Annotated in this window: 25 protein-coding genes; 7 read left to right on the plus strand and 18 right to left on the minus strand. The window is 59.8% G+C overall.

Annotated elements, in window-relative coordinates; translation table 11 throughout:
- Positions 1-136: 136 nt before the first annotated feature.
- Entirely contained in the window at positions 137-1081 is a 945-nt protein-coding gene (locus tag B5G40_RS05965; protein ID WP_087328972.1) for a 3-hydroxyacyl-CoA dehydrogenase, read from the plus strand.
- A gap of 48 nt (positions 1082-1129) precedes the next feature.
- Here B5G40_RS05965 and B5G40_RS05970 read toward each other — a convergent pair whose 3' ends face one another.
- Positions 1130-1585, minus strand: coding sequence for a pyridoxamine 5'-phosphate oxidase family protein (locus tag B5G40_RS05970; protein WP_087266502.1), 456 nt, complete (start codon positions 1583-1585; stop codon positions 1130-1132).
- Positions 1586-1749: 164 nt separating this feature from the next.
- Between B5G40_RS05970 and B5G40_RS05975 the strand changes: the two genes are divergently transcribed.
- From B5G40_RS05975 to B5G40_RS05985, 3 genes are read left to right on the plus strand one after another with little or no spacing between them, the layout of a single operon-like run.
- On the plus strand, positions 1750-2112 hold the full coding sequence (locus B5G40_RS05975; protein WP_087266504.1) for an ArsR/SmtB family transcription factor: 363 nt from the start codon (positions 1750-1752) through the stop codon (positions 2110-2112).
- Positions 2113-2125: 13 nt separating this feature from the next.
- Positions 2126-2344, plus strand: coding sequence for a cation transporter (locus B5G40_RS05980; RefSeq protein WP_087390245.1), 219 nt, complete (start codon positions 2126-2128; stop codon positions 2342-2344).
- Positions 2345-2377: 33 nt separating this feature from the next.
- Positions 2378-4228, plus strand: a complete 1851-nt coding sequence (locus B5G40_RS05985; RefSeq protein WP_087399056.1) for a heavy metal translocating P-type ATPase — start codon at positions 2378-2380, stop codon at positions 4226-4228.
- A gap of 44 nt (positions 4229-4272) precedes the next feature.
- Here B5G40_RS05985 and B5G40_RS05990 read toward each other — a convergent pair whose 3' ends face one another.
- The gene (locus B5G40_RS05990; protein WP_087399057.1) at positions 4273-5385 is read right to left on the minus strand and encodes an S-layer homology domain-containing protein; all 1113 of its coding nucleotides are present in this window, start codon (positions 5383-5385) and stop codon (positions 4273-4275) included.
- The gene (locus tag B5G40_RS05995; protein ID WP_087188013.1) at positions 5382-6014 is read right to left on the minus strand and encodes a redox-sensing transcriptional repressor Rex; all 633 of its coding nucleotides are present in this window, start codon (positions 6012-6014) and stop codon (positions 5382-5384) included. Before B5G40_RS05995 ends, B5G40_RS05990 begins: the two co-directional genes overlap by 4 nt.
- Positions 6015-6142: 128 nt before the next feature.
- Here B5G40_RS05995 and B5G40_RS06000 point away from each other — a divergent pair, with 128 nt between their 5' ends.
- The 3 genes from B5G40_RS06000 to B5G40_RS06010 are packed head-to-tail and all read left to right on the plus strand — an operon-like array spanning position 6143 to position 8295.
- Positions 6143-6532 carry a spore cortex-lytic protein gene (locus B5G40_RS06000; RefSeq protein WP_087330503.1) on the plus strand — a complete coding sequence of 130 codons (390 nt, stop codon included), beginning with the start codon at positions 6143-6145 and terminating at the stop codon, positions 6530-6532.
- A 12-nt stretch (positions 6533-6544) separates the two neighbouring features.
- Positions 6545-7765 carry a peptidoglycan-binding protein gene (locus B5G40_RS06005; RefSeq protein ID WP_087330505.1) on the plus strand — a complete coding sequence of 407 codons (1221 nt, stop codon included), beginning with the start codon at positions 6545-6547 and terminating at the stop codon, positions 7763-7765.
- Entirely contained in the window at positions 7762-8295 is a 534-nt protein-coding gene (locus B5G40_RS06010; RefSeq protein WP_242959279.1) for a peptidoglycan-binding domain-containing protein, read from the plus strand. Before B5G40_RS06005 ends, B5G40_RS06010 begins: the two co-directional genes overlap by 4 nt.
- Before the next feature lie 73 nt (positions 8296-8368).
- Here the strand turns inward: B5G40_RS06010 and hisE are convergent, their stop codons facing one another.
- The 15 genes from hisE to B5G40_RS06085 all read right to left on the minus strand — a co-directional run bounded on the left by hisE (position 8369) and on the right by B5G40_RS06085 (position 23251).
- The gene (gene hisE / locus B5G40_RS06015; protein WP_087188008.1) at positions 8369-8698 is read right to left on the minus strand and encodes a phosphoribosyl-ATP diphosphatase; all 330 of its coding nucleotides are present in this window, start codon (positions 8696-8698) and stop codon (positions 8369-8371) included.
- Positions 8695-9024: a phosphoribosyl-AMP cyclohydrolase gene (gene hisI / locus B5G40_RS06020; RefSeq protein ID WP_087330507.1), complete on the minus strand. Its 330-nt coding sequence runs from the start codon at positions 9022-9024 to the stop codon at positions 8695-8697. The genes hisE and hisI overlap by 4 nt, the downstream gene beginning before the upstream one ends.
- 9 nt (positions 9025-9033) lie before the next feature.
- Positions 9034-9276: a hypothetical protein gene (locus B5G40_RS06025; RefSeq protein WP_087330508.1), complete on the minus strand. Its 243-nt coding sequence runs from the start codon at positions 9274-9276 to the stop codon at positions 9034-9036.
- Between the two features lie 22 nt (positions 9277-9298).
- Positions 9299-10054: an imidazole glycerol phosphate synthase subunit HisF gene (gene hisF / locus B5G40_RS06030; RefSeq protein ID WP_087188005.1), complete on the minus strand. Its 756-nt coding sequence runs from the start codon at positions 10052-10054 to the stop codon at positions 9299-9301.
- Complete coding sequence (gene hisA / locus B5G40_RS06035) at positions 10048-10770, minus strand: 1-(5-phosphoribosyl)-5-[(5-phosphoribosylamino)methylideneamino]imidazole-4-carboxamide isomerase (protein ID WP_087330510.1); 723 nt, start codon at positions 10768-10770, stop codon at positions 10048-10050. Before hisA ends, hisF begins: the two co-directional genes overlap by 7 nt.
- A complete protein-coding gene (hisH, locus tag B5G40_RS06040) occupies positions 10767-11375 on the minus strand; it encodes an imidazole glycerol phosphate synthase subunit HisH (protein ID WP_087330512.1) in 609 nt (202 codons plus the stop codon). Before hisH ends, hisA begins: the two co-directional genes overlap by 4 nt.
- Entirely contained in the window at positions 11375-11950 is a 576-nt protein-coding gene (hisB, locus tag B5G40_RS06045; RefSeq protein ID WP_087266523.1) for an imidazoleglycerol-phosphate dehydratase HisB, read from the minus strand. The genes hisH and hisB overlap by 1 nt, the downstream gene beginning before the upstream one ends.
- A gap of 12 nt (positions 11951-11962) precedes the next feature.
- Entirely contained in the window at positions 11963-13237 is a 1275-nt protein-coding gene (gene hisD / locus B5G40_RS06050; protein WP_087399058.1) for a histidinol dehydrogenase, read from the minus strand.
- Complete coding sequence (hisG, locus tag B5G40_RS06055) at positions 13234-13875, minus strand: ATP phosphoribosyltransferase (protein WP_087399059.1); 642 nt, start codon at positions 13873-13875, stop codon at positions 13234-13236. Before hisG ends, hisD begins: the two co-directional genes overlap by 4 nt.
- A complete protein-coding gene (gene hisZ, locus B5G40_RS06060; RefSeq protein WP_087187999.1) occupies positions 13872-15041 on the minus strand; it encodes an ATP phosphoribosyltransferase regulatory subunit in 1170 nt (389 codons plus the stop codon). The genes hisG and hisZ overlap by 4 nt, the downstream gene beginning before the upstream one ends.
- 119 nt (positions 15042-15160) lie before the next feature.
- Positions 15161-15673: a ferritin gene (locus B5G40_RS06065; protein WP_087266525.1), complete on the minus strand. Its 513-nt coding sequence runs from the start codon at positions 15671-15673 to the stop codon at positions 15161-15163.
- A 93-nt stretch (positions 15674-15766) separates the two neighbouring features.
- A complete protein-coding gene (locus B5G40_RS06070; protein ID WP_087399060.1) occupies positions 15767-19951 on the minus strand; it encodes a PolC-type DNA polymerase III in 4185 nt (1394 codons plus the stop codon).
- A gap of 16 nt (positions 19952-19967) precedes the next feature.
- Complete coding sequence (gene ispG / locus B5G40_RS06075; RefSeq protein ID WP_087399061.1) at positions 19968-21005, minus strand: flavodoxin-dependent (E)-4-hydroxy-3-methylbut-2-enyl-diphosphate synthase; 1038 nt, start codon at positions 21003-21005, stop codon at positions 19968-19970.
- Positions 21006-21019: 14 nt separating this feature from the next.
- Positions 21020-22093 carry a M50 family metallopeptidase gene (locus B5G40_RS06080; protein ID WP_087399062.1) on the minus strand — a complete coding sequence of 358 codons (1074 nt, stop codon included), beginning with the start codon at positions 22091-22093 and terminating at the stop codon, positions 21020-21022.
- A gap of 18 nt (positions 22094-22111) precedes the next feature.
- The gene (locus B5G40_RS06085; protein WP_087399063.1) at positions 22112-23251 is read right to left on the minus strand and encodes a 1-deoxy-D-xylulose-5-phosphate reductoisomerase; all 1140 of its coding nucleotides are present in this window, start codon (positions 23249-23251) and stop codon (positions 22112-22114) included.
- Between the last annotated feature and the right edge of the window lie 3 nt (positions 23252-23254).

Here is a 23254-nt window from a genome sequence, read left to right on the forward strand (position 1 = left end):
TAGGCGTCAGTTTGCCTGTTTTTTTGCCTTTTGAGCGGAACAGCGTTGACAAAACACCGTTATTGTATTATACTATCATTAGCTAAACTATTTAGTTCATTATATAAACGTGAATTTTTTAACAGGAGGCAGCGCAATGAGCATTCAGAATGTGGTTCTCATCGGCGGCGGCGTGCTGGGCAGTCAAATTGCCTACCAGACCGCCTACAAAGGCTTTCACGTCACCATCTGGCTGAGGAGCGATGCCTCCATCGGCCGGGCCCAGCCCAAGCTGCAGAGGCTTCACGACATCTATGTGGCGGAACTCACTGCCGCCAAGTCCACCCCTGGCCCCTATAGTCCCGGTCTGCTGGACAACAGCCGCACCTACACTCCGGAGGAGATCGACGGGCTGATCGCCCAGGCGGACGCAGCTTTGACCGGCCTGACCCTGACCACCGACCTGGCCGGGGCGGTGAAGGACGCCGACCTGGTCATTGAGGCCCTGGCAGAGGTTCCCCAGGAAAAGATCGAATTCTATCAGAAACTGGCTCCTCTGCTGCCGGAAAAAACCATCCTGGCCACCAATACCTCCACCCTGCTCCCCTCTTCCCTGGCCCAGTATACCGGCCGGCCGGAGAAGTACCTGGCGCTCCACTTTGCCAACAACATCTGGAAGCAGAACACCGCGGAGGTCATGGGCCACCCCGGCACCGACCCGGCCGCTTACGAAGAAGTTGCCCAGTTTGCCGCGGATATCAGCATGGTGCCCCTGCGTCTGAAGAAGGAAAAAAACGGCTACCTGCTCAACTCCATGCTGGTCCCCTTCCTGATGGCAGCCCAGAGCCTGTGGGCGGAGGATATCGCCGACTTCGAGACCATCGACAAGACCTGGGTGCTGGCTACCGGCGCCCCCATGGGCCCCTTCCGCATCCTGGACATCGTGGGTATCACCACGGCCTACAATATCCTCACCAACAACCCTGCTGCCGCCGACCCCAATACCACCTACGGCAAAATGGCCAAGCGGCTGAAAGAAGAGTACATTGACACCGGTAAGCTGGGCATCAACGCCGGTGAGGGATTCTACAAGTATAAATAAGCATTCGTACACAAAAGGGGCGCCGCGTATCTCGCGGCGCCCCTTTTTTCATTCCTTACAAAGTCGTTCCCGTCCACTGACCTGCTCCAAATCAATCCGCCACACCGCGGTGCGGGGCAGGTGCTTCTCAATGACCTCCTCCACCCGTTCCGGGCAGTCGGGGGCATATTTTTTGCAGATGGCCCGCAGAGCTGCCTTCTGCTCCTCCGGGTCGGTCACCTCATGGGCGGTCCCACGGGCTACGGCGCTGGTGAACTCCGTCTCGTAGGCCGCCTGTACCACCCGCTGATGGCCTACAGCCGTCAGGCAGACCTGGGGGTGGAGTCTCAGGCAGTCCAGCTTTTCTCCCCCCAGCCTGGAGTGAAAATAGACCGCCTCCCCCACCCGAACGCCGTTAAGCGGCATACAATAGGGCAGCCCCTCAACGTCGTTTACCGCCAACACCATATATTCGCACCGGTCCAGGGCCTCCAGGCCCACATCCCGTCCATCATCTCGCTTCATATCTATCCGTCCCTTCCGGCCCCAAGGGCCTGTTCTCTCCCCCATCATACCCCCGCCCGAGCCCCATCGCAAGAAAAACTTCCATTCCCTCTTGACATCCTGCCGAGCAAGTATATAATAACACATGAACAATAGCTCATACGTTATTAGAAAGGATGGTCGCCATGACAGACAGCAACGGCGTGGAACGGTGCGATTACAGCCACGTCCACCAGGAGATCGTGGATAAAGTGGAGCGCACCATGCCGGAAGATGAGATCCTCTACGATCTGGCAGAGCTGTTTAAGATCTTTGGGGATTCTACCCGCATCAAGATCCTGTATGTGCTTTTTGAGTCGGAGATGTGCGTGTGCGACATCGCCAAGCTGCTGGGCATGACCCAGTCCGCCATCTCCCATCAGCTGCGGGCTTTGAAGCAGAGCAAACTGGTGAAATACCGCCGGGAGGGCAAGACCGTGTTTTACTCCCTGGCGGACGGCCATGTCCGCACCATTCTGGGCCAGGGCATGGAACACATTGCGGAATGAGAGGAGTTTTACGATGAGAAAGTCATTCAAGCTGAGAGATCTGGACTGCGCCAACTGCGCCGCCAAGATGGAGGACGCCATTCGCAAGCTGGACGGGGTGAACAGCGCCACCGTCAGCTTTATGACCCAGAAACTGACCCTGGACGCCGACGACGCCCGGTTCGACGAGATCCTCCAGCAGGCCGCCAAGGTCTGCAAAAAGGTGGAGCCCGACTGCACCATTGTGTTCTGATCCTGTCATCTGTGTGCAAAGGAGAGATGGATCATGACCAAAAAGCAAAAGCGGATGCTCATCCGCATTCTGGCCAGCGGGGTGCTGTTTGTTGGGGCTGTACTGCTTCCCCTGTCCGGCTGGGCGGAACTGGCGGTCTTTCTGGTCCCCTACGCCGTCATCGGCTGGGATGTGCTGTGGCGGGCGGTGCGCAACATCGCCCACGGGCAGGTATTTGACGAGAACTTCCTTATGGCCCTGGCCACCATCGGCGCACTTGCCATCGGCGAATACCCGGAGGCCGTCTTTGTTATGCTGTTCTATCAGGTTGGAGAGTGGTTCCAGAGCTATGCGGTCAACCGGTCTCGCACCTCCATCGCCGCTCTGATGGATATCCGGCCTGACTACGCCAACATCGAGGTGGACGGCCAGCTGCAGCAGGTGGACCCTGAGGAAGTATCTGTGGGAGACGCCATTGTAATCAAGGCTGGGGAGCGGATTCCCCTGGACGGCGTGGTGTTGGAGGGAACCTCCACCCTGGACACCGCCGCCCTCACCGGCGAGTCCCTCCCCCGCCGGGTCCAGCCCGGCGACGATGTGGTCTCCGGCTGTGTCAACCTGTCCGGCCTGCTGAAGGTTCAGGTCACCAAGGCTTTTGAGGAGTCCACTGTATCCAAGATCCTGGACCTGGTGGAGAATGCCAGCAGCAAAAAGGCCAAGGCAGAGCACTTCATCACCCGGTTTGCCCGGTACTATACCCCCATTGTGGTGCTGGCTGCCGTGGCTCTGGCCCTCCTGCCTCCCCTCTTCACCCAGGTGAGCTGGCTGGATTCCATTCAGCGGGCGCTCAATTTCCTGGTAGTATCCTGCCCCTGCGCCCTGGTGATCTCGGTGCCGCTCTCCTTCTTCGGCGGCATCGGCGGGGCCTCCCGGGCCGGTATTCTGGTCAAAGGAGGCAACTACCTGGAGGTGCTGGCCAAAACGGAGATCGTGGTCTTTGACAAGACCGGCACCCTGACCCAAGGAGTCTTTAACGTCACCGCCATTCATCCCGATCACTGTGACCAGAGCCAGCTGCTGGAGCTGGCCGCCCTGGCGGAGGTCTCCTCTGATCATCCCATCTCCCGCTCTCTGCTGGAGGCCTGGGGCCAGCTGCCCGACCGCAGCCGGGTCACTCAGGCGGAAGAGCTGTCCGGCCGGGGCGTCCGCGCCATGGTGGACGGCAAGGTGATCTGCGCCGGCAACGACAAGCTGATGGATGAGATCGGCGTCACCTGGCACCCCTGCCACCATGTGGGCACCACGGTCCATGTGGCCGCCGACGGGGTCTATCTGGGGCACATCGTCATCTCCGACCAGGTAAAGCCGGACGCCCAACAGGCCATCACCGCACTGAAAGCGGCAGGAGTACGCAAAACTGTGATGCTCACCGGCGATGCCAAGCAGGTTGGCAAGGCGGTAGCCGCCCAGCTGGGGCTGGATGAGGTCCACACCCAGCTCCTCCCCACTGACAAGGTAGACCGGGTAGAGGGACTGCTGAAAGAGGTATCCCCCAAGGGGGCCCTGGCCTTCGTGGGAGACGGCATCAACGACGCCCCCGTCCTTTCCCGGGCGGATGTGGGCATTGCCATGGGCGCCCTGGGTTCCGACGCTGCCATCGAGGCGGCAGACATCGTCCTCATGGATGACAAGCCCTCCAAGCTGGCTCAGGCCATTGCCATCGCCCGCCGCACTCTGGCTATTGTCCGTCAGAACATCGTGTTTGCTCTGGGGGTAAAACTGCTTGTGCTGGTGCTCAGTGCTCTGGGTCTGGCCAATCTGTGGGAGGCCGTCTTTGCAGATGTTGGAGTCTCTGTTATCGCCATTCTCAACGCCATGCGGGCCATGCGCACCGCCAAGATGTAATAAAAAACGCGAGCCTTACGGCTCGCGTTTTTTGTGTTGTGCATTTAACTCAGACGCAGGGCGGAAACCTCGTTCAGCACGGTCTGCATGGTGGCCTTGTCATACCCGCCGTTGGAGGCAGTGCGGTCCAGCAGGATTCCGCCGTCCTTGGTGGGAGCAGAGAGGGCGCACACCGACAGATAGACTACCTGGGCCCGCAGGAAGGTGCCGCTCTCCAGCATGGTGCGTTCACTCTGACGGATGGCACCCAGCGTTACCCCCGCCTCCATGGCAGTCTGCCAGGTAAAGTCAGGATTGGTGCCAGTCTCGGAATAACCCAGCGCCCGGAGCACAAAGGTCATATACTCCCCTGCCGTAATGGTGTTGTTGGGGGCAAAGACCAGCTGACCGGCGGCGTTGGTACCAATGCCGGTAGTGTAGCCCTTTTCATAGGCATAGGCCAGATAGCGGTCGGCCCAACTGGGGCTGTCCACAAAGGGATTGGTTGCCGTACTGGACAGGGCGGCCTGTTCCTCCCCCAACAGGCGAATGAACATGACCAGGCCCTCCACCCGGACCGGCTGGCGCTCCAGCTCATAGCCGGAGCCGTAGGTGGCGCCGGTGCCCTTCAGAAGACCCATCTTAGTCAGACCGTCAGCCATCGCGTTATAATCTACGTTTCCGCTGGCGGAGAGGGTATAGCTTCCCTCCAGACAGAGGACTGCAGTATCAGAGGTCACAGTCACCGCCACAGCGGCGCTCTCCCCTGCCAGACAGCGGTGGCGGGCAGTCAGGCCACTGCCGGAGGCCACCGTATTGCCTGCCGTTGTATCCACCAGCACGCCACCGGAGGCCGTAGCACTTCCTGCCAGCAGCATCACACCGGAGCCGGAGGTAAGGGTCAGCACATCGCCCTTTTTAAAGCGCAGGTCATTGAGTCCGGACGTTCCGCCTGCTTGGGCCAAATATGCGGAATGCTCGCTGTTGAGTTGGTTCAGCGCCTGATGATAGACAGGTGCCGTCAATTCCTCCACCCGCTGCTCCGCCTGCTTCAGGGCCTCATCGGTAAACGTACCATTTACATAACTTTTGCTCACCAAAGACTGGTCGGCGGCTACCACCGCCCCGCAGCTCACCAGGATCACCCCGGCAAGCAAGATTGCCGCTGCTTTTTTCATGCGTCCTCCGAGATCATATAGCTGAGGGCCAACAGGCTGTCCGCAAAGTGAACATCTTCAATGACCACGCCCGGCGCCTCCACCGTCAGCTCGCTGTTAGTAAAATTCCAGATACCCCGTACACCGGCTCGCACCAGTCGACTGGCGGTGGTATTGGCAACGCTCCGGGGCACGGTCAATACACCGATGCTGGCCGGATGCTCCACCAGATACTCCTCCAGCCGATCCACATGATAAATGGGCACGCCAGAGCGAGTCTGGCCCACGATCTCCGGGGCCACGTCAAAGGCCGCGGCCAGCGCCACACCCGAGCGCTCAAAGTGGAAGTTCTCCATCAGGGCCCGGCCCAGATTGCCCGCGCCCAGAATAACCGCCGTATGTCCCCGGTTCATACCCAGGATATCAGAGATCTCATCCCGCAGTTTCTCCACGTTATAACCATATCCCTGCTGGCCAAATTCCCCAAAGCAGGACAGATCCTGCCGGATCTGGGAGGCTGTCAATCCCATGGAGCGGCCCAGAGCACTGGATGAAATACGCTCCACACCGGCCGTATGCAGGTCCGTCAAATGGCGGTAATACCGGGGCAGCCGCCGAATCACCGCACTGGACACCTTTTGCTTTCTCATGCGCCATCACACTCGTTCCAGAGGATATCTTTCCTATTCAGTTTACTCAAAACCGGCCCCGATGTCAACGCCTCACGGGCAATTCCTCCGTTGACGGCATAGAGTGGAAAGAAAAGGAGGAATGCAACTTGGCCGCAACAGGAACCATTCTGACCCGGGTATTTACGTCCCGGGCCCAGATCCCGGTGGCAGGCGCCACCGTAGCTTTTACCCAGCGGGGCACCGAAGGACGCCACACCCTGCTGGCCCTGCGGGTCACCGACGCCAATGGCCGCACCACACCGGTTCAGGTAGAAACGCCTGACGCCTCAGCCAGCGAGTCTCCCGGCACCGTCACTCCCTTTGCCGTGTGTGATATCTGGGCTGAGACCCCGGGCTATGAACTGCTGGTGGTGGAGAACGTCCAGATCTTTGCCGGCACCCAGACCTTGCAGGAGCTGGAGCTCATCCCTCTGCCGGAGCAGTCTGCCATTCTGCTGCCGGAGGACCCGGTCAACGTACCGCCTCAGAATCTGTAAAGGAGGGATACCATGCCAGAATCGCTGCCCATTACCCCCTATGTGCCGCAATACATCACCGTCCATCTGGGCCCGCCGGGCTCCAGCGCGGAGAATGTGACGGTATCCTTTCCGGAGTATGTGAAAAACGTGGCCTCCAGCGAGATCTACCCCACCTGGGAGCCCGCCGCCCTCCAGGCCAACATCCTGGCCATCATCTCTTTCGCACTTAACCGGGTATACACCGAGTTCTATCCCAGCCGGGGCTACCCCTTCAATATCACCTCCTCCACCGCCTACGACCAGAAATTTATCAAGGGCCGTAACATCTTTGAAAATATCAGCCAGCTGGTGGATGAGATGTTCAACTCCTACATACGGCGCATCGGCTTTGTAGAGCCTCTGGCCGCCAAATTCTGCAACGGCACCACCGTCACCTGCGACGGGCTGTCCCAGTGGGGCAGCCAGGCCATGGCGGAACAGGGGGCGGACTATATGACCATCCTGCGCTCCTACTACGGCGATAACATTGAGCTGGTGACCAACGCCCCGGTCCAGGGCATCCGCTACTCCTACCCCGGCTATCCTATCCGCCGGGGAGACAGAGGCGAGGCGGTCCAGCGCATCCAGGTCATGCTCAACCGTATCTCCCGGGACTACCCAGCCATACCCAAGGTCTACCCGGTGGACGGGGTTTTTGGTCCCACTACGGAGGCAGCGGTAGAGAAATTCCAGTCCATCTTTGACCTGACCCCCGACGGTATCGTGGGCAACTCCACCTGGTACAAGATGGTGTTTCTCTATGTAGGGGTGCTGGATCTGGCAGAGCTCATCAGTCAGGGGCAGACCTATTACCCCGGCAGCGGAAGCCAGCCCTTCCCCAACGTGCTGGCCGAGGGCGCCAGAGGCGATTCGGTACGAACCGTACAATATGTGCTGTCGGTAGTGTCGGAGTTCTACAGCAATATCCCCCGGGTGGCCATCGACGGCATCTACGGTCCCGCCACAAAAAACGCTGTCATCGCGGTTCAGCGCATGGCCGGCCTGCCCCAGGACGGTATCATGGGTCCACAGACCTGGGCCGCCCTCTACCGGCTCTATGCCGGTATCGCGGACACGGTGGAGACCTATACCAACGTGATCCCGGAGCAATTCCGCCCCGACCTGCCCGAAAGTCAGGCCACCGGCCTGACTCAGTATCCCGGCCAGCCCATGACCCTGGGTTCCGCCGATGAGAGAGGAGTAACCCAATGATCGTGCCCCAAGAGATCCGACTGATCGGCCAGCCGGTCCGCAGCCTGCAAACCATGCTGCGGGAGCTGTCCTTCCTCTACGACTTCCTCCCCCGCCTCACTCCTGATGGGGTCTTTGGGGAGCGCACCCTGGAGGCCGTCATGCTCTTTCAGCGAGAATTCTTCCCGCCGGTCACCGGTCGGGTGGACCAGGCCACCTGGGAGGCCATCGTAGCCCTCTTCTTGCAGGCCAGAGCCAGGCTGGCCGGGCCTCTCCCCTGCCGCGGCTACCCCAACTGTGATTTTTCCGTTCAGCCTGACCAGGACAGCGTCCACCTCTATCTGGTGCAGTCCATGTTCCGGGCACTGGCCCGCCTCCTCAATGGCATCCAGTCCACCCCGGTCACCGGCCAGAACGACACCGCCACTCAGCATAATATCCGCTGGGTCCAGCAGTTGGACGGCCGGCCCCAGACCGGCGTACTGGATCAGGACAGCTGGAATACCATCAGCCGTCTATATACGCTGTTCGTCACCTACGGGCAGAAATAGACTACTGCAGCTATTTCTGTAAAAGAAATAGGGTCGATGCAGAGTTTTCCTCTGCATCGACCCCGCTCTTTTCTCAGGTCTCGTGGTCCACTGTCTTCATCTGTTTCAGATTGCCGATCTTATGACTCCGACGCTCCAATTCGGCCAGCACCGCGTCCAGAGGGATGTTCTGGTCGGCCATCATCACCATCAGGTGGTAGATGAGGTCGGAAATCTCTCCCACCGTCTCCTCCTGCTTGCCGTTCTTGGCGGCAATGATGGTCTCGGAGCACTCTTCCCCCACCTTCTTCAGGATTTTGTCCAGGCCCTTATCAAACAGGTAGCAGGTGTAGGACCCCTCCTGGGGATCGCTCTTGCGGCCCAGCACCACCTGGTACAGGTCCTGTAAAATGGTATCGCTCATGGTGTTTCCTCCCAAATCGTGTTAAAAAAGCAGCTGCGTGCTCCGGTATGGCAGGTGGGGCCCTCCGGGGTGCAGAGATAGAGCAGGGTGTCGGTGTCACAGTCGGTAACCATCTTCTTCACATGGAGGAAGTGGCCCGAACTCTCGCCCTTATTCCACAGTTTCTGGCGGCTGCGGGACCAGAACCAGGCGGTCTTGGTCTTTAAGGTCAGCTCTACCGCCTCTTTGTTGGTAAAGCCCAGCATCAAAATATCTTTGGTATCCGCGTCCTGGATGATGACGGGGATCAAATCGGATTTCTGAAACAAAAGGTCCAGATCCAGCATACTATCACCTCAAAACTCCCAGGGCGGCTTCTCCTCTTTCCAGTCCCAGGGATCTTCTCCTCCCCGCCGGTCCCGGCGGGCGGTCAGCTTGGTCTGCTCCGCCGATGTGCGAGACGCCGGCCGGCTGGTGGCCGGTCTTTGTTTCACCGGTTTCCGCATCTGGTTCCCGCCCGGCAGTCGCTTTCCAGTCAACTGATTGACATTGTCTTCTCCAATCAGATCGGACACCAGATCAAAAATGTTATCCAGCATATCATCTTCCCCCTTGTGTGAGTTATCGCACCGGGATCTGTCTGGTTTCAAGATACTCCTTTACCTGGGGCACTGTCAACTCCCCAAAATGGAATAAAGAGGCTGCCAGGGCCGCGTCGCACCCGGTCTCTTCAAATACCTCCGCAAAATGGGCCAGGCTACCGCAGCCACCGGAGGCAATCACGGGGATGGATACCGCATTGGTGACCGCTTTTGTCATGGCCAGATCAAAACCAGCCTTGGTTCCATCTGCGTCCATGGAGGTGAGCAAAATCTCTCCCGCTCCCAGGGCCTCGCCCTTCTTCACCCATTCGATGAGGTCCATGCCGGTGGGCTTGCGGCCTCCGGCCACCACCACCTCCCAGGTGCCGTCTCCCCGGGACCGGGCGTCCACCGCCAGCACCACGCACTGGGAACCAAACCGCTCTGCCGCTTCGGAAATCAGTTCAGGCCGGGCCACGGCGGCGGAGTTGACAGAGATCTTGTCCGCCCCTGCCCGCAGCAGCCGCTGGAAGTCCTCCAGAGTACGGATGCCACCCCCCACGGTTAGTGGGACAAAGACCTGAGCGGCGGTGCGTTCTACCACGTCGGCCACGGTATCCCGGGCATCACTGGTGGCGGTGATGTCAAGAAAGACGATCTCATCAGCTCCCTGATCGGAATAGTATTTGGCCAGCTCCACCGGGTCGCCGGCGTCTCGGATATTGACGAAGTTGACCCCCTTCACCACACGGCCGTCCCGCACATCCAGGCAGGGAATGATTCGTTTGGCTAACACTGCTCCCCCGCCTCCTTTACCGCTTGTGCCAGGTCCACCGTTCCGGCGTAGTAGGCCTTGCCGATGATGGCTCCATACAACTCCATGCCGTTCAGCTTGGACAGGTCTCCGTTGGAGGATACCCCGCCGGAGGCCACGATCTGACAGCTTACCGCTTCTTGAAGCGCAGCCAGCCGGTCAAAAGAAGGGCCGGACAACATCCCATCGGTAGCGATATCTGTAAAGATAATCGTCCTTACACCTATCGCCTCCATGGACTTGGCGAAGTCCAGGTAGTTGAGGCCGGAGGACTGCTCCCATCCGGCGGTCTTGACGATGCCGTCCATGGCATCAATGCCCACGGCAATGCGCTCGCCATACTTGGCTACCGCCTCTTTCACAAACTCCGGATGGCTGACGGCGGCGGAGCCGATCACGCACCGCCAAACTCCCAGGGCAAAGACCTCCTCCAGGTCGGCCATAGAGCGGATACCGCCCCCCAGCTCCACCTTCAGGCCGGAGCTCTGAGCCACCGCCTGCACAATGGCGCCGTTCTGCCGGGCTCCACTGCGGGCTCCGTCCAGGTCCACCATGTGGATATGGCGGGCCCCGGCGTCATAAAAGGCCTTTGCAGTCGCCAGCGGATCATCCGCCACCTGGTGAGCCGTTGCGAAATCTCCTTTGTAAAGGCGGACAGCCTTACCATCTTTCAAATCAATGGCGGGAAATAAGATCATCTGTTCAGCCCTCCGAAGTTTTTCAGAATCTGCAAGCCCACCTCACCACTCTTCTCCGGGTGGAACTGGCAGCCGTACACGTTGCCCTTCTGCACCGCCGCCACCACCGGGATACCGTAGTCGGTCTGGGCGATAACGGTGGCCGGGTCAGCGGCCACGCCACAGAAGGAGTGGACAAAGTAGACGTAGCTACCCTCCTCCACCCCAGCAAACAGCGGAGACGGGTTGGGGTAGCTCAGGCTGTTCCAGCCGATGTGGGGCAGCTTAAGATTGGTCTCAATCTTACGGACACAGCCAGGTACAAGTCCAAGTCCTTTACACTCCCGCACCTCTTCGCCCCGGTCGAAGAGCAGCTGCATTCCCAGGCAGATGCCCAGGATGGGTTTGCGTTCTGCCTGGGCCACCAGCACCTGGTCCAGACCGGTCCCCCGCAGCTTGTCCGCCGCGTCGGGGAAGGCCCCTACGCCGGGCAGGATGATGGCGTCAGCCCGTTCCAGCTCCCCGGGGGCGCTGGTGATACAGGTTTTCAGGCCCAGGTAGTCCATGGCGTTGGTCACGCTCTTCAAATTGCCCACGCCGTAGTCCACGATAGCGGTATAACCCATCACAGCACCCCCTTGGTGGAGGTGACCCCGGTACCGGTAATCTGCACGGCCTCCTTGACCGCCACACCCAGGGACTTGAACAGGGCCTCAGTAATGTGGTGGGCGTTCTTTCCGTAGTGGCACTTCATATGTAAAGTTAATCCACTATTCACCGCGAAGGCCCTCATAAACTCCTCGGTAAGGCAGGAATCATAGGCCCCGATCATGGGTTGAGGCATCTCGGCGTCAAACACCAGAAAGGGCCGGTTGGAGAAATCCAGGGCGGTAAAGCATAGGGCCTCATCCATGGGGATGAAGGCAGAGGCAAACCGCCGGATGCCCTTCCGGTCCCCCAGTGCCTCCTTCATGGCCTGGCCCAGCACGATGCCTATATCTTCCACGGTGTGGTGCCCGTCCACCTCCAGATCGCCCTGGACATAGAGCTCCAGGCCCAGCCCACCATAGAAGGCGAAAGCCGTCAGCATATGATCGAAAAAGCCGATACCGGTGTGGACGTCCACCCCTCCTCCCTCCAGAGAGAGGGTCAGGCGGATATCGGTCTCCTTGGTGGTGCGGGTCAGTTGGGCTGTTCTCATGGTCATTCTCCTTTACTCAAACCGCACCCTGATGGAATTGGCGTGGGCGGTGAGATGCTCCGCATTGGCCAGGGTGATGATCTGCTCCTTAATGGGACCCAAGCTGGCCTGGTCATATTGGATGACACTCATAGTCTTGAGGAAGCTGTCCACGCTGAGGGGCGAGAAGAACCGGGCGGTACCGCTGGTGGGCAGCACATGGTCAGGTCCGGCCAGATAGTCCCCCAGAGGTTCCGGGGACCAGGCGCCCAGGAACACCGCACCGGCGTTCTTGATGGAGGGCAGCAGGGCCCGGGGGTCCTCGGTGACGATCTCCAAGTGCTCCGGGGCTACCTCGTTGGCCAGGGCGGCGCAGTCAGCCAGACTATCGCACACGATGGCGCAGCCAAAGTCCCGCAGGGAGCACTCCATGATCTCAGAACGGTCCAGATAGCCGGTCTGGCGGACGATTTCAGCGTCCACCGCCTGGGCCAGTTCCATGGAATCGGTGAGCAGCACGGCTGAGGCCAGTTTGTCATGCTCCGCCTGGCTGAGCAGGTCGGCGGCTACAAATTTGGGGTTGGCCTTGCCATCTGCGATAATCAATATTTCGGAAGGCCCGGCCACCATGTCGATGTCCAGCTTGCCGTAGGCCTGCCGCTTGGCGGAGGCCACAAAGGCGTTGCCGGGGCCCACCAGCTTATCCACCCGGGGGATGAATCCAGCCCCGTAGGTCAGGGCCGCCACCGCCTGGGCGCCACCGACAGCAATGACCCGGTCCACCCCAGCGATTTTGGCGGCAGCCAGCACAGCATCGTTCAGGTTCTCGGTGGGGGGCGTCACCATGACGATCTCCTCCACCCCGGCCACCTTGGCAGGCACCGCATTCATCATCACACTGCTGGGATAGGCTGCCGTGCCGCCGGGCACATAGATGCCCACCCGGGTCAGGCCACGGACCACCCGGCCCACCACGCCCCCGTCAAGGGAAGTCCACTCCATGGTGTGGGTAAGCAGCTTCTCATTGTAATCCCGGATGTTGGCCGCCGCCCGCTCCAGGGCGGAAATCAAGTCCGCCGGGCAGCGGTCATAGGCCGCCTGGAGCTCCGCCTGGGAGATCTCACGGGGTTCAGCCTTATCAAAGCGGAGAGAATAGTCCCGCACCGCTTCAAAACCCTTCTCCCGGACCGTCTCCATAATCTCGGCTGCCGCCGCGTCAATGGCCTGGTTTGCCTGGGCCGCTCGGGCCTTCATAGCGCTGATAACCGCTTTTTCGGCCGCGCCGTCTGCTTTTACGATCTGAATCATTTCCGCTTCTCCAATTCTCCCTCACAACGGGCTATAAAGTCTTCAATCTGATTCTTGTACAGCTTCATGCTGGCAGTATTCACGATAAGCCGGGCAGAAACCGGCGCCACATCCTCGATGGGCACCAGACCGTTGGCCTTCAGAGTAGCTCCCGTCTCCACGATATCCACGATGGCGTCGGCCAGGCCCAGAATGGGGGCCAGCTCCACGCTGCCCTCGATCTTGATGATATCCACGTCCATACCCTTGCCTGCAAAGAAGGCACGGGTCACCTCCGGGTACTTGGAGGCGATGCGCCGGGTCTTGTAGGTACCATAGAAGTCGCTCCCCGCCTTGACAGCCAGGGCGAACCGGCATTTGCCGAACCCCAGGTCCAGCACTTCATAGAAGGAGCCTCCCTTCTCCAGGATGGTGTCCTTCCCTACGATGCCCAGGTCGCACACCCCATGCTCCACATAGGTGATGACATCGGGCGCCTTGGCCAGCACCGCGTCCAGAGGGTAGTTGGGCACACAGTGGACCAGACGGCGGCCCGGGTCCTTGATGGGGGAACAGTCCAGCCCAGCCCCCTCAAAGAGCTCCATGCTCTTGTCCAGCAGCCGCCCCTTGGTAATGGCGATCTTCAGCCGCTCACTCATACCCGCACCGTCCTTTCTCCGTCCTTATCCAAAACCAGCACCATCTCCGCGCCCTTGTCCCGGGCCAGATTCAGGCTGGACTCCAAAGTCCGGCAGGGGGACAGCTCGCAGGTACCGGCAGGGCGGCCATCCACCGCCTCCAGGGCCTGGGCCAGATAGCCCGGCTCATAGTGGACCACGGTGCGCAGCACCGGCAGCACCATCTCAGGCAGGGTGCGGGCCACCGCGTCCACGTCCACGGCAAAGCCGGTGGCCTGGGCCTCCCGGCCAAAGATACCCACCAGGTTATCGTATCGACCGCCGGAGAGGACGGCGTCTCCCGCGCCCTCCACATAGCCCCGGAAGACTACGCCGGTGTAATAGTCGATCTGGTGGACCATGCCCAGATCGAAGCGGATATAGGGGCCGTAGCCCGCGGCGGACAGCTCGTCATACAGCTCGGACAGGTAGTCCACCGCCGGGGTCTTCCCCGCCAGCTTCTCCGCCTGACCCAGCACCTCCACCCCGCCGAATAGGCGGCTGAGCTGTTCCAGAGCGGCGCAGGCCGGGTTGCCCCGGTAAGGCTCCAGGAAATCCTTCAGGGCCGCGAAGTTCTTGCCCTCGATGAGAGCCCGGATCTCCTCCACGGCGGAATTCTCCAATTCCAGCCGACCGGCCAGCTCCCGGAAGTACCCGGCGTGACCCAGCTCAACATGGAACTTGGGGGCTCCGCAGCACCGCAGGGCATCAATGGCGGTAACGATGATCTCCACGTCCGCCTTCTTCCCTTTTGCACCGATGAGCTCCACCCCGCACTGGGGAATCTCCCGGCTGCCGCCGTTGTGGGCGGGGTTGGCGCGGTACACTGTCTGATCGTAGTACAGCCGCTGAGGCATGGCCACCGCCTTCAGCTTGGTGGCCGCCACCCGTGCAATGGGGGTGGTAGAGTCGGGCCGCATAACGCAGAACTTACCGCTGGGGTCCCCTACTTTGATCATGCGCTCCTGGGGAATAGCGCTGCCCGACCGGGCAAAGAGATCATAGAACTCGGTCTCCGGGGTAGAGACCTCCAAAAAACCCCTCTGGCGGAACAGGCGGGTCAGCTTTGCCTGAACCTGCCGCCGCTCCTGGCACTCGGCAAACAGCCGGTCCCGGGTGCCCTCGGGGGTGTTGATGTTAAATTTCATGGGATCACGCCCTTTGCTTTATCACTTTACCACGCTAATATACTATAGCATCCCAATTTTGTCAAGTGCGAACCGAATAAAATACGGGCAGCCCCCTGGGGGCTGCCCGCTGCAATCGCTTAAAGAACCAGACTGGGGGCGCTGTAGACCCGGGCAGCCATTTCACTGTTAAGCATATACAGGCCCTTGGCGTCATCTCCAAAGAGCTTCATCTTTTTGATCATGTCCTCGGCGTTCTTTTCCTCCTCACCCTGCTCCTTGACAAACCAGTCCAGGAACTGCGTGGTGCGGAAATCCTTGGCGGCCTGAGCAGCCTCATAAATGTTGTGGATCAGGCCGGTAACATAGCGCTCATGCTCCAGGCCGAACTCCAGCACCTCCAGCTTGTCCTTGAGCTCCTTATCCGGCTTCTGGATGGTATCCAGAGTGACCTTGCAGCCGTTGTTCTGCAGGTATTGGAGGAAGAGCATGGCGTGATCCCGCTCCTCCTGGGCCTGTACCTTGTACCAGTTGGAGAAGCCGTCCAGTCCAATCTCGTCATAGTAGATGGAAAAGTCCAGATAGAGGTAGGCGGAATAGAATTCCTTATTCACCTGTACATTCAGCAGCTCAGCAACCTTTTGATCCAACATGGTCACACACCTCATTTATGTAATAGGATGAGTTTATGGTATCATTTTCCCAGTCAAAATACAAGCCCACAAAGGGGGACGGTATGCCTTTCCTTAAAATCCGTCAAATAAAGTGATTTGGCTGGTATCGGGCATACCGTCCAGGGCACCCACTGCTTTCAGCTGCTCAATGTGGGTCTTGGACACCTTGGGGCAGGCGGCGGAGAATTCCTCGATGGAGATGAACCGCTTACCCTGCCGCTGCTCCATAATGGACAGGGCCGCCGTCTCACCCAGGCCAGGGATGGAGGTAAAGGGCGGCAGCAGGGTCCCCTTCTCCATATCGGGCAGGAAGTTGATTGCGTGGGAGCGGTACAGATCCATATGCTCAAAGGTGAAGCCCCGAAGATAGAACTCATACACCACTTCCAGGGTGACCAGGGTATCCTCCTCCACAGGCGTAGGCTTCTCCTTACTCTCAATCTCCTTCATCTTGGCCTTACACACATCCATGCCCATACACATACAGGTGGCGTCGAAGGCCTTGGCCCGGATGGAGAAGAAAGCGGCGTAGAAGGCCAGGGGGTGGTGTACCTTGAACCAGGCAATGCGGAAGGCCATCATAACGTAAGCCACGGCGTGGGCCTTGGGGAACAGGTACTTGATCTTCTTACAGGAGCCGATATACCAGTCGGGCACACCGGCGGCCTTCATCTCCTCCTCTGCTCCCTCAGGCAGGCCTCTTCCCTTTCGCACCGCCTCCATGATCTTGAAGGAGCGCTTCTCCGGCATACCGCAGGAGATCAGGAAGATCATGATATCGTCACGACAGCCGATGGCCTGGCCAACAGGGATACCCTGATCCACGATCAGGTCCCGGGCATTGCCCAGCCACACGTCGGTGCCGTGGGAGAAGCCGGACAGGCGCAGCAGGATATCAAACTGGTGGGGCTGGGTGTCCATGAGCATTCCCCGGGTAAACTTGGTGTTGAACTCAGGAATGGCCACAGCGCCGGTGGGGCCCAGAATGGGGTCGTCCTCAAAGCCCAGCACCTTGGAGGAGGTGAAGATACTCATGGTGTCCTTGTCGTCCAAAGGGATCTTCTGGGGGTCCACCCCTGTCAGGTCCTGAAGCATACGAATCATAGTGGGATCATCGTGGCCCAGCATATCCAGCTTCAGCAGGTTGGACTCCATGGAGTGATATTCAAAGTGGGTGGTGATAATGTCGCTGTCCGGGTCGTCGGCGGGGTGCTGCACCGGACAGAAGTCGTAGATCTCACGGTTCTGGGGGATGACCACCATGCCGCCGGGGTGCTGGCCGGTGGTGCGCTTAACGCCGCTGCATCCCAGGGACAAACGGTTCTCCTCCGCACGAGTGCCATGGAGACCGTGGTCATCCAGGTAGTGCTTCACATAGCCGAAGGCAATTTTGTCCTTCACCGTACCAATGGTGCCCGCCCGGAACACATGGGTCTGTCCAAACAGTTCAAAGGTATAGCGGTGGGCGCTGGACTGATATTCGCCGGAGAAGTTCAGGTCGATATCAGGCACCTTGTCGCCGCCGAAGCCCAGGAAGGTCTCAAAGGGGATGTTGAAGCCGTCCTTGTCATAGGGGGTGCCGCACACCGGACAGTTGGCATCCGGCATATCGGCGCCGCAGCCGATGCCCAGTTCCTTGGCCGCCTCAAAGTCAGAGTGCTTGCACTTGGGACAGCGGTAGTGGGGGGGCAGTGAGTTTACCTCGGTGATGCCCGACATGAAGGCCACCAGAGAGGAGCCTACCGAACCACGGGAACCCACCAGATAGCCGTGGTCCAGGGAGTCCTGCACCAGCTTCTGGGCCGACATATAAATCACGTCATACTTACACTTGATGATATCCCCCAGCTCGGCGTTGATCCGGTCCACCACAATCTGAGGCGGTTCCTCACCGTAAAGTGCTTTCGCCTTATCCCATACCAGCCGGGTCAGCTCCTCGGCGGAGTTTTCAATCTTGGGGGCAAACAGGCCCTTGGGCAGGGGCACCACGTCCTCGCACCAGTCGGCCACCAGATTGGTGTTGCGTACCACCACCTCATAGGCCTTCTCCTTCCCCAGGTAGGCAAACTCATCCAGCATCTCCTGGGTAGTCTTGAAGTAGAGGGGCAGAGGCGAGTCGGCGTCGTCAAAGCCCTTGGAGGCCAGCAGGATATGGCGGTAGATCTCATCCTCCGGGTCCAGAAAATGGACGTCGCCGGTGGCGCACACCGGCTTGTCCAGTGCCTCGCCCAGAGCCACCACCGTGCGGTTGAAGTCCCGCAGCTCCTCCTGGCTCTTCACCATCCCCTTGCGGAGCATAAAGGCGTTGTTGCACAGGGGCTGGATCTCCAGGAAGTCGTACCAGGAGGCAATGCGCTTGAGCTCGTTCCACTCCTTCCGTTTGACGATGGCCTGGAACAGCTCGCCGGCCTCGCAGGCAGAGCCGATGATGAGACCCTCCCGGTGCTGGTTGATGAGGCTTTTTGGCATGATGGGATAGCGCTTGAAGTGGTCCAGATAGGAAGCGGAGATCAGCTTATAGATGTTCCGCAGGCCCAGCTGATTCTTGGCCAGCACGATCAGGTGCTTGGGCTGCCGCTTGGCCTTGCCGCCGGAGCGGAGCTTGGACATGGCCGGGTTGATCTGCTGGAGGGTATGCACCCCCAGGTCGGCCAGCATCCGGAAGAAGGGTACCAGCATATAGCCCACCGTGGCCGCGTCGTCATAGGCCCGGTGATGGTTGAAAGCAGGCAGATTCAGGTGGTTGGCCACGATATCCAGCTTATACTTGCCCAGGTCGGGCAGCAGGTTCTGGGCCAGGATCAGGCTGTCCAGAGAGGTATTCTCGAAAGGCCGGCCCATGCGGCGGCAGGCCTCCCCAATAAAGCCCATATCGAACTCCGCGTTGTGGGCGGCCAGAGGCCGGTCCCCCACGAAGTCCAGGAACGCATTGACCGCCTCCTCCTGGGAGGGGGCCCCCTTCAGCATCTCATCCGTGATGCCGGTGAGCTGGGTGATCTCCCGGGTCAGGGGCCGGCCCGGGTCGGCGAAGGTGGAGAACTGCTCCACCACTTCCCCGTTCCGCAGCACCACGGCGCCGATCTCAGTGATGGCCTCGGTGCGCTTGTCCAGGCCGGTGGTCTCAATATCAAAGCAGACGATATCTTGTGTAAAGTCCTGATCCTTGTCACCGTGGATGACCACCCGGTCATCCACGTCGTTGATGAAGTAGGCCTCCACACCGTAGAGGATCTTGATGTTCTTGGCCGAGTGCCAGGCGTTGGGGAAGGAATGGGCCACTCCGTGGTCGGTGATGGCGATGGCCCGGTGGCCCCACCGCTCCGCCCGCTTCACCACGTTCTTGTCCACGCCGATGGGAGAGTCCATCTTGGAGCCCACAGCGGTAAGGGCATCCATGGCCGACATATTGGTATGGAGGTGGAGCTCCACCCGTTTCTCGGGGGCGTTGTCCATCTTGGGCTCTTTTTTGCCCTCCATCACCGCGAAGGGCTCCAGCACCATGTCACCGGTAAAGCGGTCGATATTCAGCTTACCCTGGATAAAGAGATGCTGACCTTTCTTCACACCCTCTACCAAGGGCTTGCCCTCATCGCCGGGGAAAAACTTGTTGACCCGCACGGAGCCGGTATAGTCGGTCACGTCGAAGGACACCACCCAGGCCTCCCGCCGCTTCAACTCCCGGTGGTCTACCGCGAACACATCGCCCTCCACAATGACGGTACCCATATCCAGATCCAGGGTACCCATTGGGATAGGTTCCTTCTTGATCTCATGGCGTCCGTAAAGCAATTTCCCTTTCCCCTCTTTAGGGGTCTTTTTCTCTGCGGGACGGGCCACCTTCAGGCTCTCCAGAGCCTTGCGGCGGATCTCCTCGGTACGGCGGAAGGCCGCGGCGGCATCATCCTCCACCGGCGGCTTTTGGGGCTGCTGGACGGGAGCAGGCTGCTCCGGAACCGGGACGGCTGCCGCAGGCTTCCGGGGCGCTTCGGGCGCAGGAGCAGACTCATCCCCAGCCGGGACAGTCATCTCCAGCGACACCTGTTCCACCCGGTAGGCCAAGGCAATGCTGCGCTCGATTTGGTGACGCAGCTTCTCTGCCGGGAGCGCAGTGCACTCCACCTGGGCCTTGATGGACCGGGTATGTTTATCGATGACCGCCCGGGTCACTAGGTAGCCCTGGACCATCGCCGTCAGCTCCGGGCCGGGCCGCCAGGCGGAAAACAGTTTTAAAAATGGGATCTTTTGTGCTTGAGGCATAGGACACGCTCCTGCTTTACAGTTGGTCGATCAGGGTAAACAGCTCGTCCACCAGCTGCTCCTGGGGGACCTTCTTCACAATCTCGCCCTTGCGGAACAGAAGGCCCTCCCCCTGTCCACCGGCAATACCTACATCGGCGGCGGCGGCTTCGCCGGGGCCGTTGACCACGCAGCCCATCACTGCCACGGTAATGGGCTTGTGGACTTCCTTCAGCCGATCCTCCACCTGGTGGGCCAGGTCAATCAGATCAATGCGGGTACGGCCGCAGGTGGGACAGGACACCAGATTGGGCTCGTTGGCTGCCATACCCAGGGCCTTTAGGATATCCTTGGCGGCGTACACCTCCTCCACCGGGTCGGCGGATAGAGACACCCGCAGGGTGTCGCCGATACCCAGGGCCAGCAGACCCCCGATGCCGATGGCGGACTTGATGGTACCCATACGGGTGGTGCCCGTCTCGGTAACGCCAAGGTGTAAAGGATAATCACTTTTCCCGCTCATCAGCTTGTAGGCCGCCATCGTGGTAACTACCGATGAAGACTTAAGCGACACACAGATGTCGTGGAAATCATACTGCTCCAACAGAGCGATATGGCCAAAGGCGGACTCCACCAGGGCCTCCGGGGTGACTCCGCCGTACTTGGCTAGCAGGGGCTTCTCCAGAGAACCGCCGTTGACGCCAATGCGGATGGGAATGTGTCTTGCTTTACAGGCTTCCGCTACCGCTTTCACCCGGTCTTCCCCGCCAATGTTGCCGGGATTGATGCGCACCGCGTCGCACCCCTCCTCCACACAGGCCAGAGCCAGCTTGTAGTCAAAGTGAATATCCACCACCAGCGGGATATGAATACGGGCTTTGATAGCCCCCACAGCCTTGGCCGCCGCCATATCGGGTACCGCTACCCGGATGATCTGGCAGCCTGCCTCCTCCAGACGGAGGATCTGATTCACCGTGGCTGTCACATCCTCGGTGCGGGTATTGGTCATGGATTGAATGGTGACCGGAGCGCCGCCCCCCACCGGGACGCCGCCCACAAGAATCTGTCTGGTCATTGGTATACCTCCCGCTAAAACAGCTTGATCACGTCGTTGACTGCCACCACCACCATTAAGGCGATGAGGCAGAAAAAGCCCACGGCATTCACATAGCCCAGATACTTTTCATTCATCTTCTTTTTGGTAATGAGCCGGTAGATCCCGCCCACAAACACAAACAGGATCTGTCCGCCGTCCAAAGCCGGGATGGGCAGCAGATTCATCACCGCCAGGTTAATGGCAATCAGAGCAGTAAAGTCCAGAATGTTGATGAACAGGCCGAACAAACCGGCCGCTGCGGCGCCTGCCTGGCCCACATCGCCTGCCACGGCTACAATGCCGATGACACCTGACATATCGTTCAGGCCCACCGCACCGGTAATCAGGTCGCCAAGGCCCATCCATACCATACGGACGTAGTCCACCGCCTGATACCAGGTGTTCCGCAGCAAGGTCAGGGGGGTATCCTCCTGGAACTCGCCCAGATAAATTCCCCGCTTCATGACCTGATTGCCGTTTTCATCGGTGAGCTGTCGATAGGGCAGGTCAATGGTGCCCAGATCCACCTTCTCACCGTCCCGCAGCACCACCACATCAACCTGCTCCCCTGCTCGCTCCAGGAAGATAAAGGCGTCGTTGTTGAAGTAAATGCGGTGGCCATCAATGGAATAAAACTGATCTCCCGGCTGTAGCCCAGTCTGGGCGATATCCTCTGCCCCGGGCATAAAGCCGGTGACCACCGGCATGGACGGACTGCCCGCCAGAGCCATGATGATGAGGATAAGCACCACACCGGTAATGAAATTCATGAACGCACCGGCCACCAGAATGATAAGCCGCTTCCAGCCCGCCTTGTTGCCAAAGGCACGGGGATCGTCAGAGGACTCCCCCTCTCCCTCCATGGCACAGAAGCCGCCGATGGGAAAGGCGCGCAAGCTGTAAAGCGTCTCCCCTTTCTCCCTTGAAAACAGCTTGGGACCCATGCCGATAGCAAACTCGTTCACCTTCACACCCATCAGCTTGGCGGCAATAAAGTGGCCGAATTCATGGATGGCAATCAGCAGTCCAAAAAACAGGATGATAAGCACAATGGAAAGTACGTTCATAGACACCTCAAACTCAGATTACTTGCCCGCTGCCTGGCGGGCCGCTTTGTCTGCTTCCAATACGTCCTCCAGTGTGGGAGAGTGGACCACAGGCACCTGGGCCAGTGCCCGCTCCACCCGCTTGGCAATCTCGCCAAAGGAGATCTGCCCCGCCAGGAAGAGGCCCACCGCCGCCTCGTTTGCACCGTTGAGGATAGCGGTAGCGGTGCCGCCGGTTTTGGCGGCCTCCAGCGCCAGAGAGAGGCAGGGAAACGCCTCATAATCCGGAGCATGGAAGGTCAGGGGCGGACAGGTCAGCAGGTCCAGCGGCTTTGCCACCGCCTGGGTACGGGCGGGCCAGGTCAATGCGTACTGGATAGGCAGACGCATATCTGGTACCCCCAACTGGGCCAGCACCGCGTTATCACAGTATTCCACCAGGGAGTGGATGATGCTCTCCCTGTGGACCACAATGGAGATTTTTTCCGGCGGCATCCGATAGAGCCGCATAGCCTCGATAAACTCCAGGCCTTTGTTCATCAGCGTAGCGGAGTCCACCGTGATCTTGGCGCCCATAGACCAGTTGGGGTGCTTCAGGGCCTGCTCCACCGTAGCAGAGGCAATCGCCTCTTTATCCCAGCCCCAGAAGGGCCCGCCGGAGGCGGTGAGGATAAGGCGTTTCACCTCTCCCCTGTCCCGGCTGCCCTGGAGACACTGGAAAATAGCTGAGTGCTCCGAGTCCACCGGTACGATCTCCGCGCCGTACTGATCAGCCCCATTCATCACCAGCTCCCCGGCACACACCAGGGTCTCCTTATTGGCCAGGGCAATGCGCTTGCCCTGACGGACCGCTGCCAGAGTAGGAACCAGGCCCACCATACCCACCACAGCGGTGAGCACAGTGTCCGCCTCCTCCAGAGTGGCGGCCTCCACCAGTCCCTCAGGACCGGAGGCCACCCGGATGGTCGTATCCCCCAGCCTGGTTTGCAGATCAGCGGCAGCGGCAGGGTCCATCATGACCGCCAGTCGGGGCCGGAACTGGCGGCATTGGGCCTCCATCCGCTCCACGTCCCGGTTGGCGGTCAAGGAAGCCACAGTCATGCCACAGGCGGCAATCACTTCCAGTGACTGCCGCCCGATGGAGCCGGTAGAACCCAGCAAAGAAATGCAGTTGCTCATGTG

Origin of the sequence: Flavonifractor sp. An9 (genome assembly GCF_002161245.1) — a bacterium.
In the GTDB taxonomy this organism is placed as follows: domain Bacteria; phylum Bacillota; class Clostridia; order Oscillospirales; family Oscillospiraceae; genus Flavonifractor; species Flavonifractor avicola.

What these genes read in the sequence shown, in the direction of transcription:
- hisI (WP_087330507.1), bottom strand. Translation starts at nt 9,024, where the DNA reads ATGCTGGATCTGGACCTTTTGTTTCAGAAATCCGATTTGATCCCCGTC.
- hisZ (WP_087187999.1), bottom strand. Translation starts at nt 15,041, where the DNA reads ATGAAATTTAACATCAACACCCCCGAGGGCACCCGGGACCGGCTGTTT.
- B5G40_RS05970 (WP_087266502.1), bottom strand. Translation starts at nt 1,585, where the DNA reads ATGAAGCGAGATGATGGACGGGATGTGGGCCTGGAGGCCCTGGACCGG.
- B5G40_RS05985 (WP_087399056.1), top strand. Translation starts at nt 2,378, where the DNA reads ATGACCAAAAAGCAAAAGCGGATGCTCATCCGCATTCTGGCCAGCGGG.
- B5G40_RS05995 (WP_087188013.1), bottom strand. Translation starts at nt 6,014, where the DNA reads ATGAGAAAGCAAAAGGTGTCCAGTGCGGTGATTCGGCGGCTGCCCCGG.
- B5G40_RS05965 (WP_087328972.1), top strand. Translation starts at nt 137, where the DNA reads ATGAGCATTCAGAATGTGGTTCTCATCGGCGGCGGCGTGCTGGGCAGT.
- B5G40_RS06070 (WP_087399060.1), bottom strand. Translation starts at nt 19,951, where the DNA reads ATGCCTCAAGCACAAAAGATCCCATTTTTAAAACTGTTTTCCGCCTGG.
- B5G40_RS06085 (WP_087399063.1), bottom strand. Translation starts at nt 23,251, where the DNA reads ATGAGCAACTGCATTTCTTTGCTGGGTTCTACCGGCTCCATCGGGCGG.
- B5G40_RS05980 (WP_087390245.1), top strand. Translation starts at nt 2,126, where the DNA reads ATGAGAAAGTCATTCAAGCTGAGAGATCTGGACTGCGCCAACTGCGCC.
- hisD (WP_087399058.1), bottom strand. Translation starts at nt 13,237, where the DNA reads ATGATTCAGATCGTAAAAGCAGACGGCGCGGCCGAAAAAGCGGTTATC.
- hisG (WP_087399059.1), bottom strand. Translation starts at nt 13,875, where the DNA reads ATGAGTGAGCGGCTGAAGATCGCCATTACCAAGGGGCGGCTGCTGGAC.
- B5G40_RS05990 (WP_087399057.1), bottom strand. Translation starts at nt 5,385, where the DNA reads ATGAAAAAAGCAGCGGCAATCTTGCTTGCCGGGGTGATCCTGGTGAGC.
- B5G40_RS05975 (WP_087266504.1), top strand. Translation starts at nt 1,750, where the DNA reads ATGACAGACAGCAACGGCGTGGAACGGTGCGATTACAGCCACGTCCAC.
- hisB (WP_087266523.1), bottom strand. Translation starts at nt 11,950, where the DNA reads ATGAGAACAGCCCAACTGACCCGCACCACCAAGGAGACCGATATCCGC.
- B5G40_RS06005 (WP_087330505.1), top strand. Translation starts at nt 6,545, where the DNA reads ATGCCAGAATCGCTGCCCATTACCCCCTATGTGCCGCAATACATCACC.
- ispG (WP_087399061.1), bottom strand. Translation starts at nt 21,005, where the DNA reads ATGACCAGACAGATTCTTGTGGGCGGCGTCCCGGTGGGGGGCGGCGCT.
- hisE (WP_087188008.1), bottom strand. Translation starts at nt 8,698, where the DNA reads ATGAGCGATACCATTTTACAGGACCTGTACCAGGTGGTGCTGGGCCGC.
- hisH (WP_087330512.1), bottom strand. Translation starts at nt 11,375, where the DNA reads ATGGGTTATACCGCTATCGTGGACTACGGCGTGGGCAATTTGAAGAGC.
- B5G40_RS06025 (WP_087330508.1), bottom strand. Translation starts at nt 9,276, where the DNA reads ATGCTGGATAACATTTTTGATCTGGTGTCCGATCTGATTGGAGAAGAC.
- B5G40_RS06065 (WP_087266525.1), bottom strand. Translation starts at nt 15,673, where the DNA reads ATGTTGGATCAAAAGGTTGCTGAGCTGCTGAATGTACAGGTGAATAAG.
- hisA (WP_087330510.1), bottom strand. Translation starts at nt 10,770, where the DNA reads ATGATCTTATTTCCCGCCATTGATTTGAAAGATGGTAAGGCTGTCCGC.
- B5G40_RS06010 (WP_242959279.1), top strand. Translation starts at nt 7,762, where the DNA reads ATGATCGTGCCCCAAGAGATCCGACTGATCGGCCAGCCGGTCCGCAGC.
- B5G40_RS06080 (WP_087399062.1), bottom strand. Translation starts at nt 22,093, where the DNA reads ATGAACGTACTTTCCATTGTGCTTATCATCCTGTTTTTTGGACTGCTG.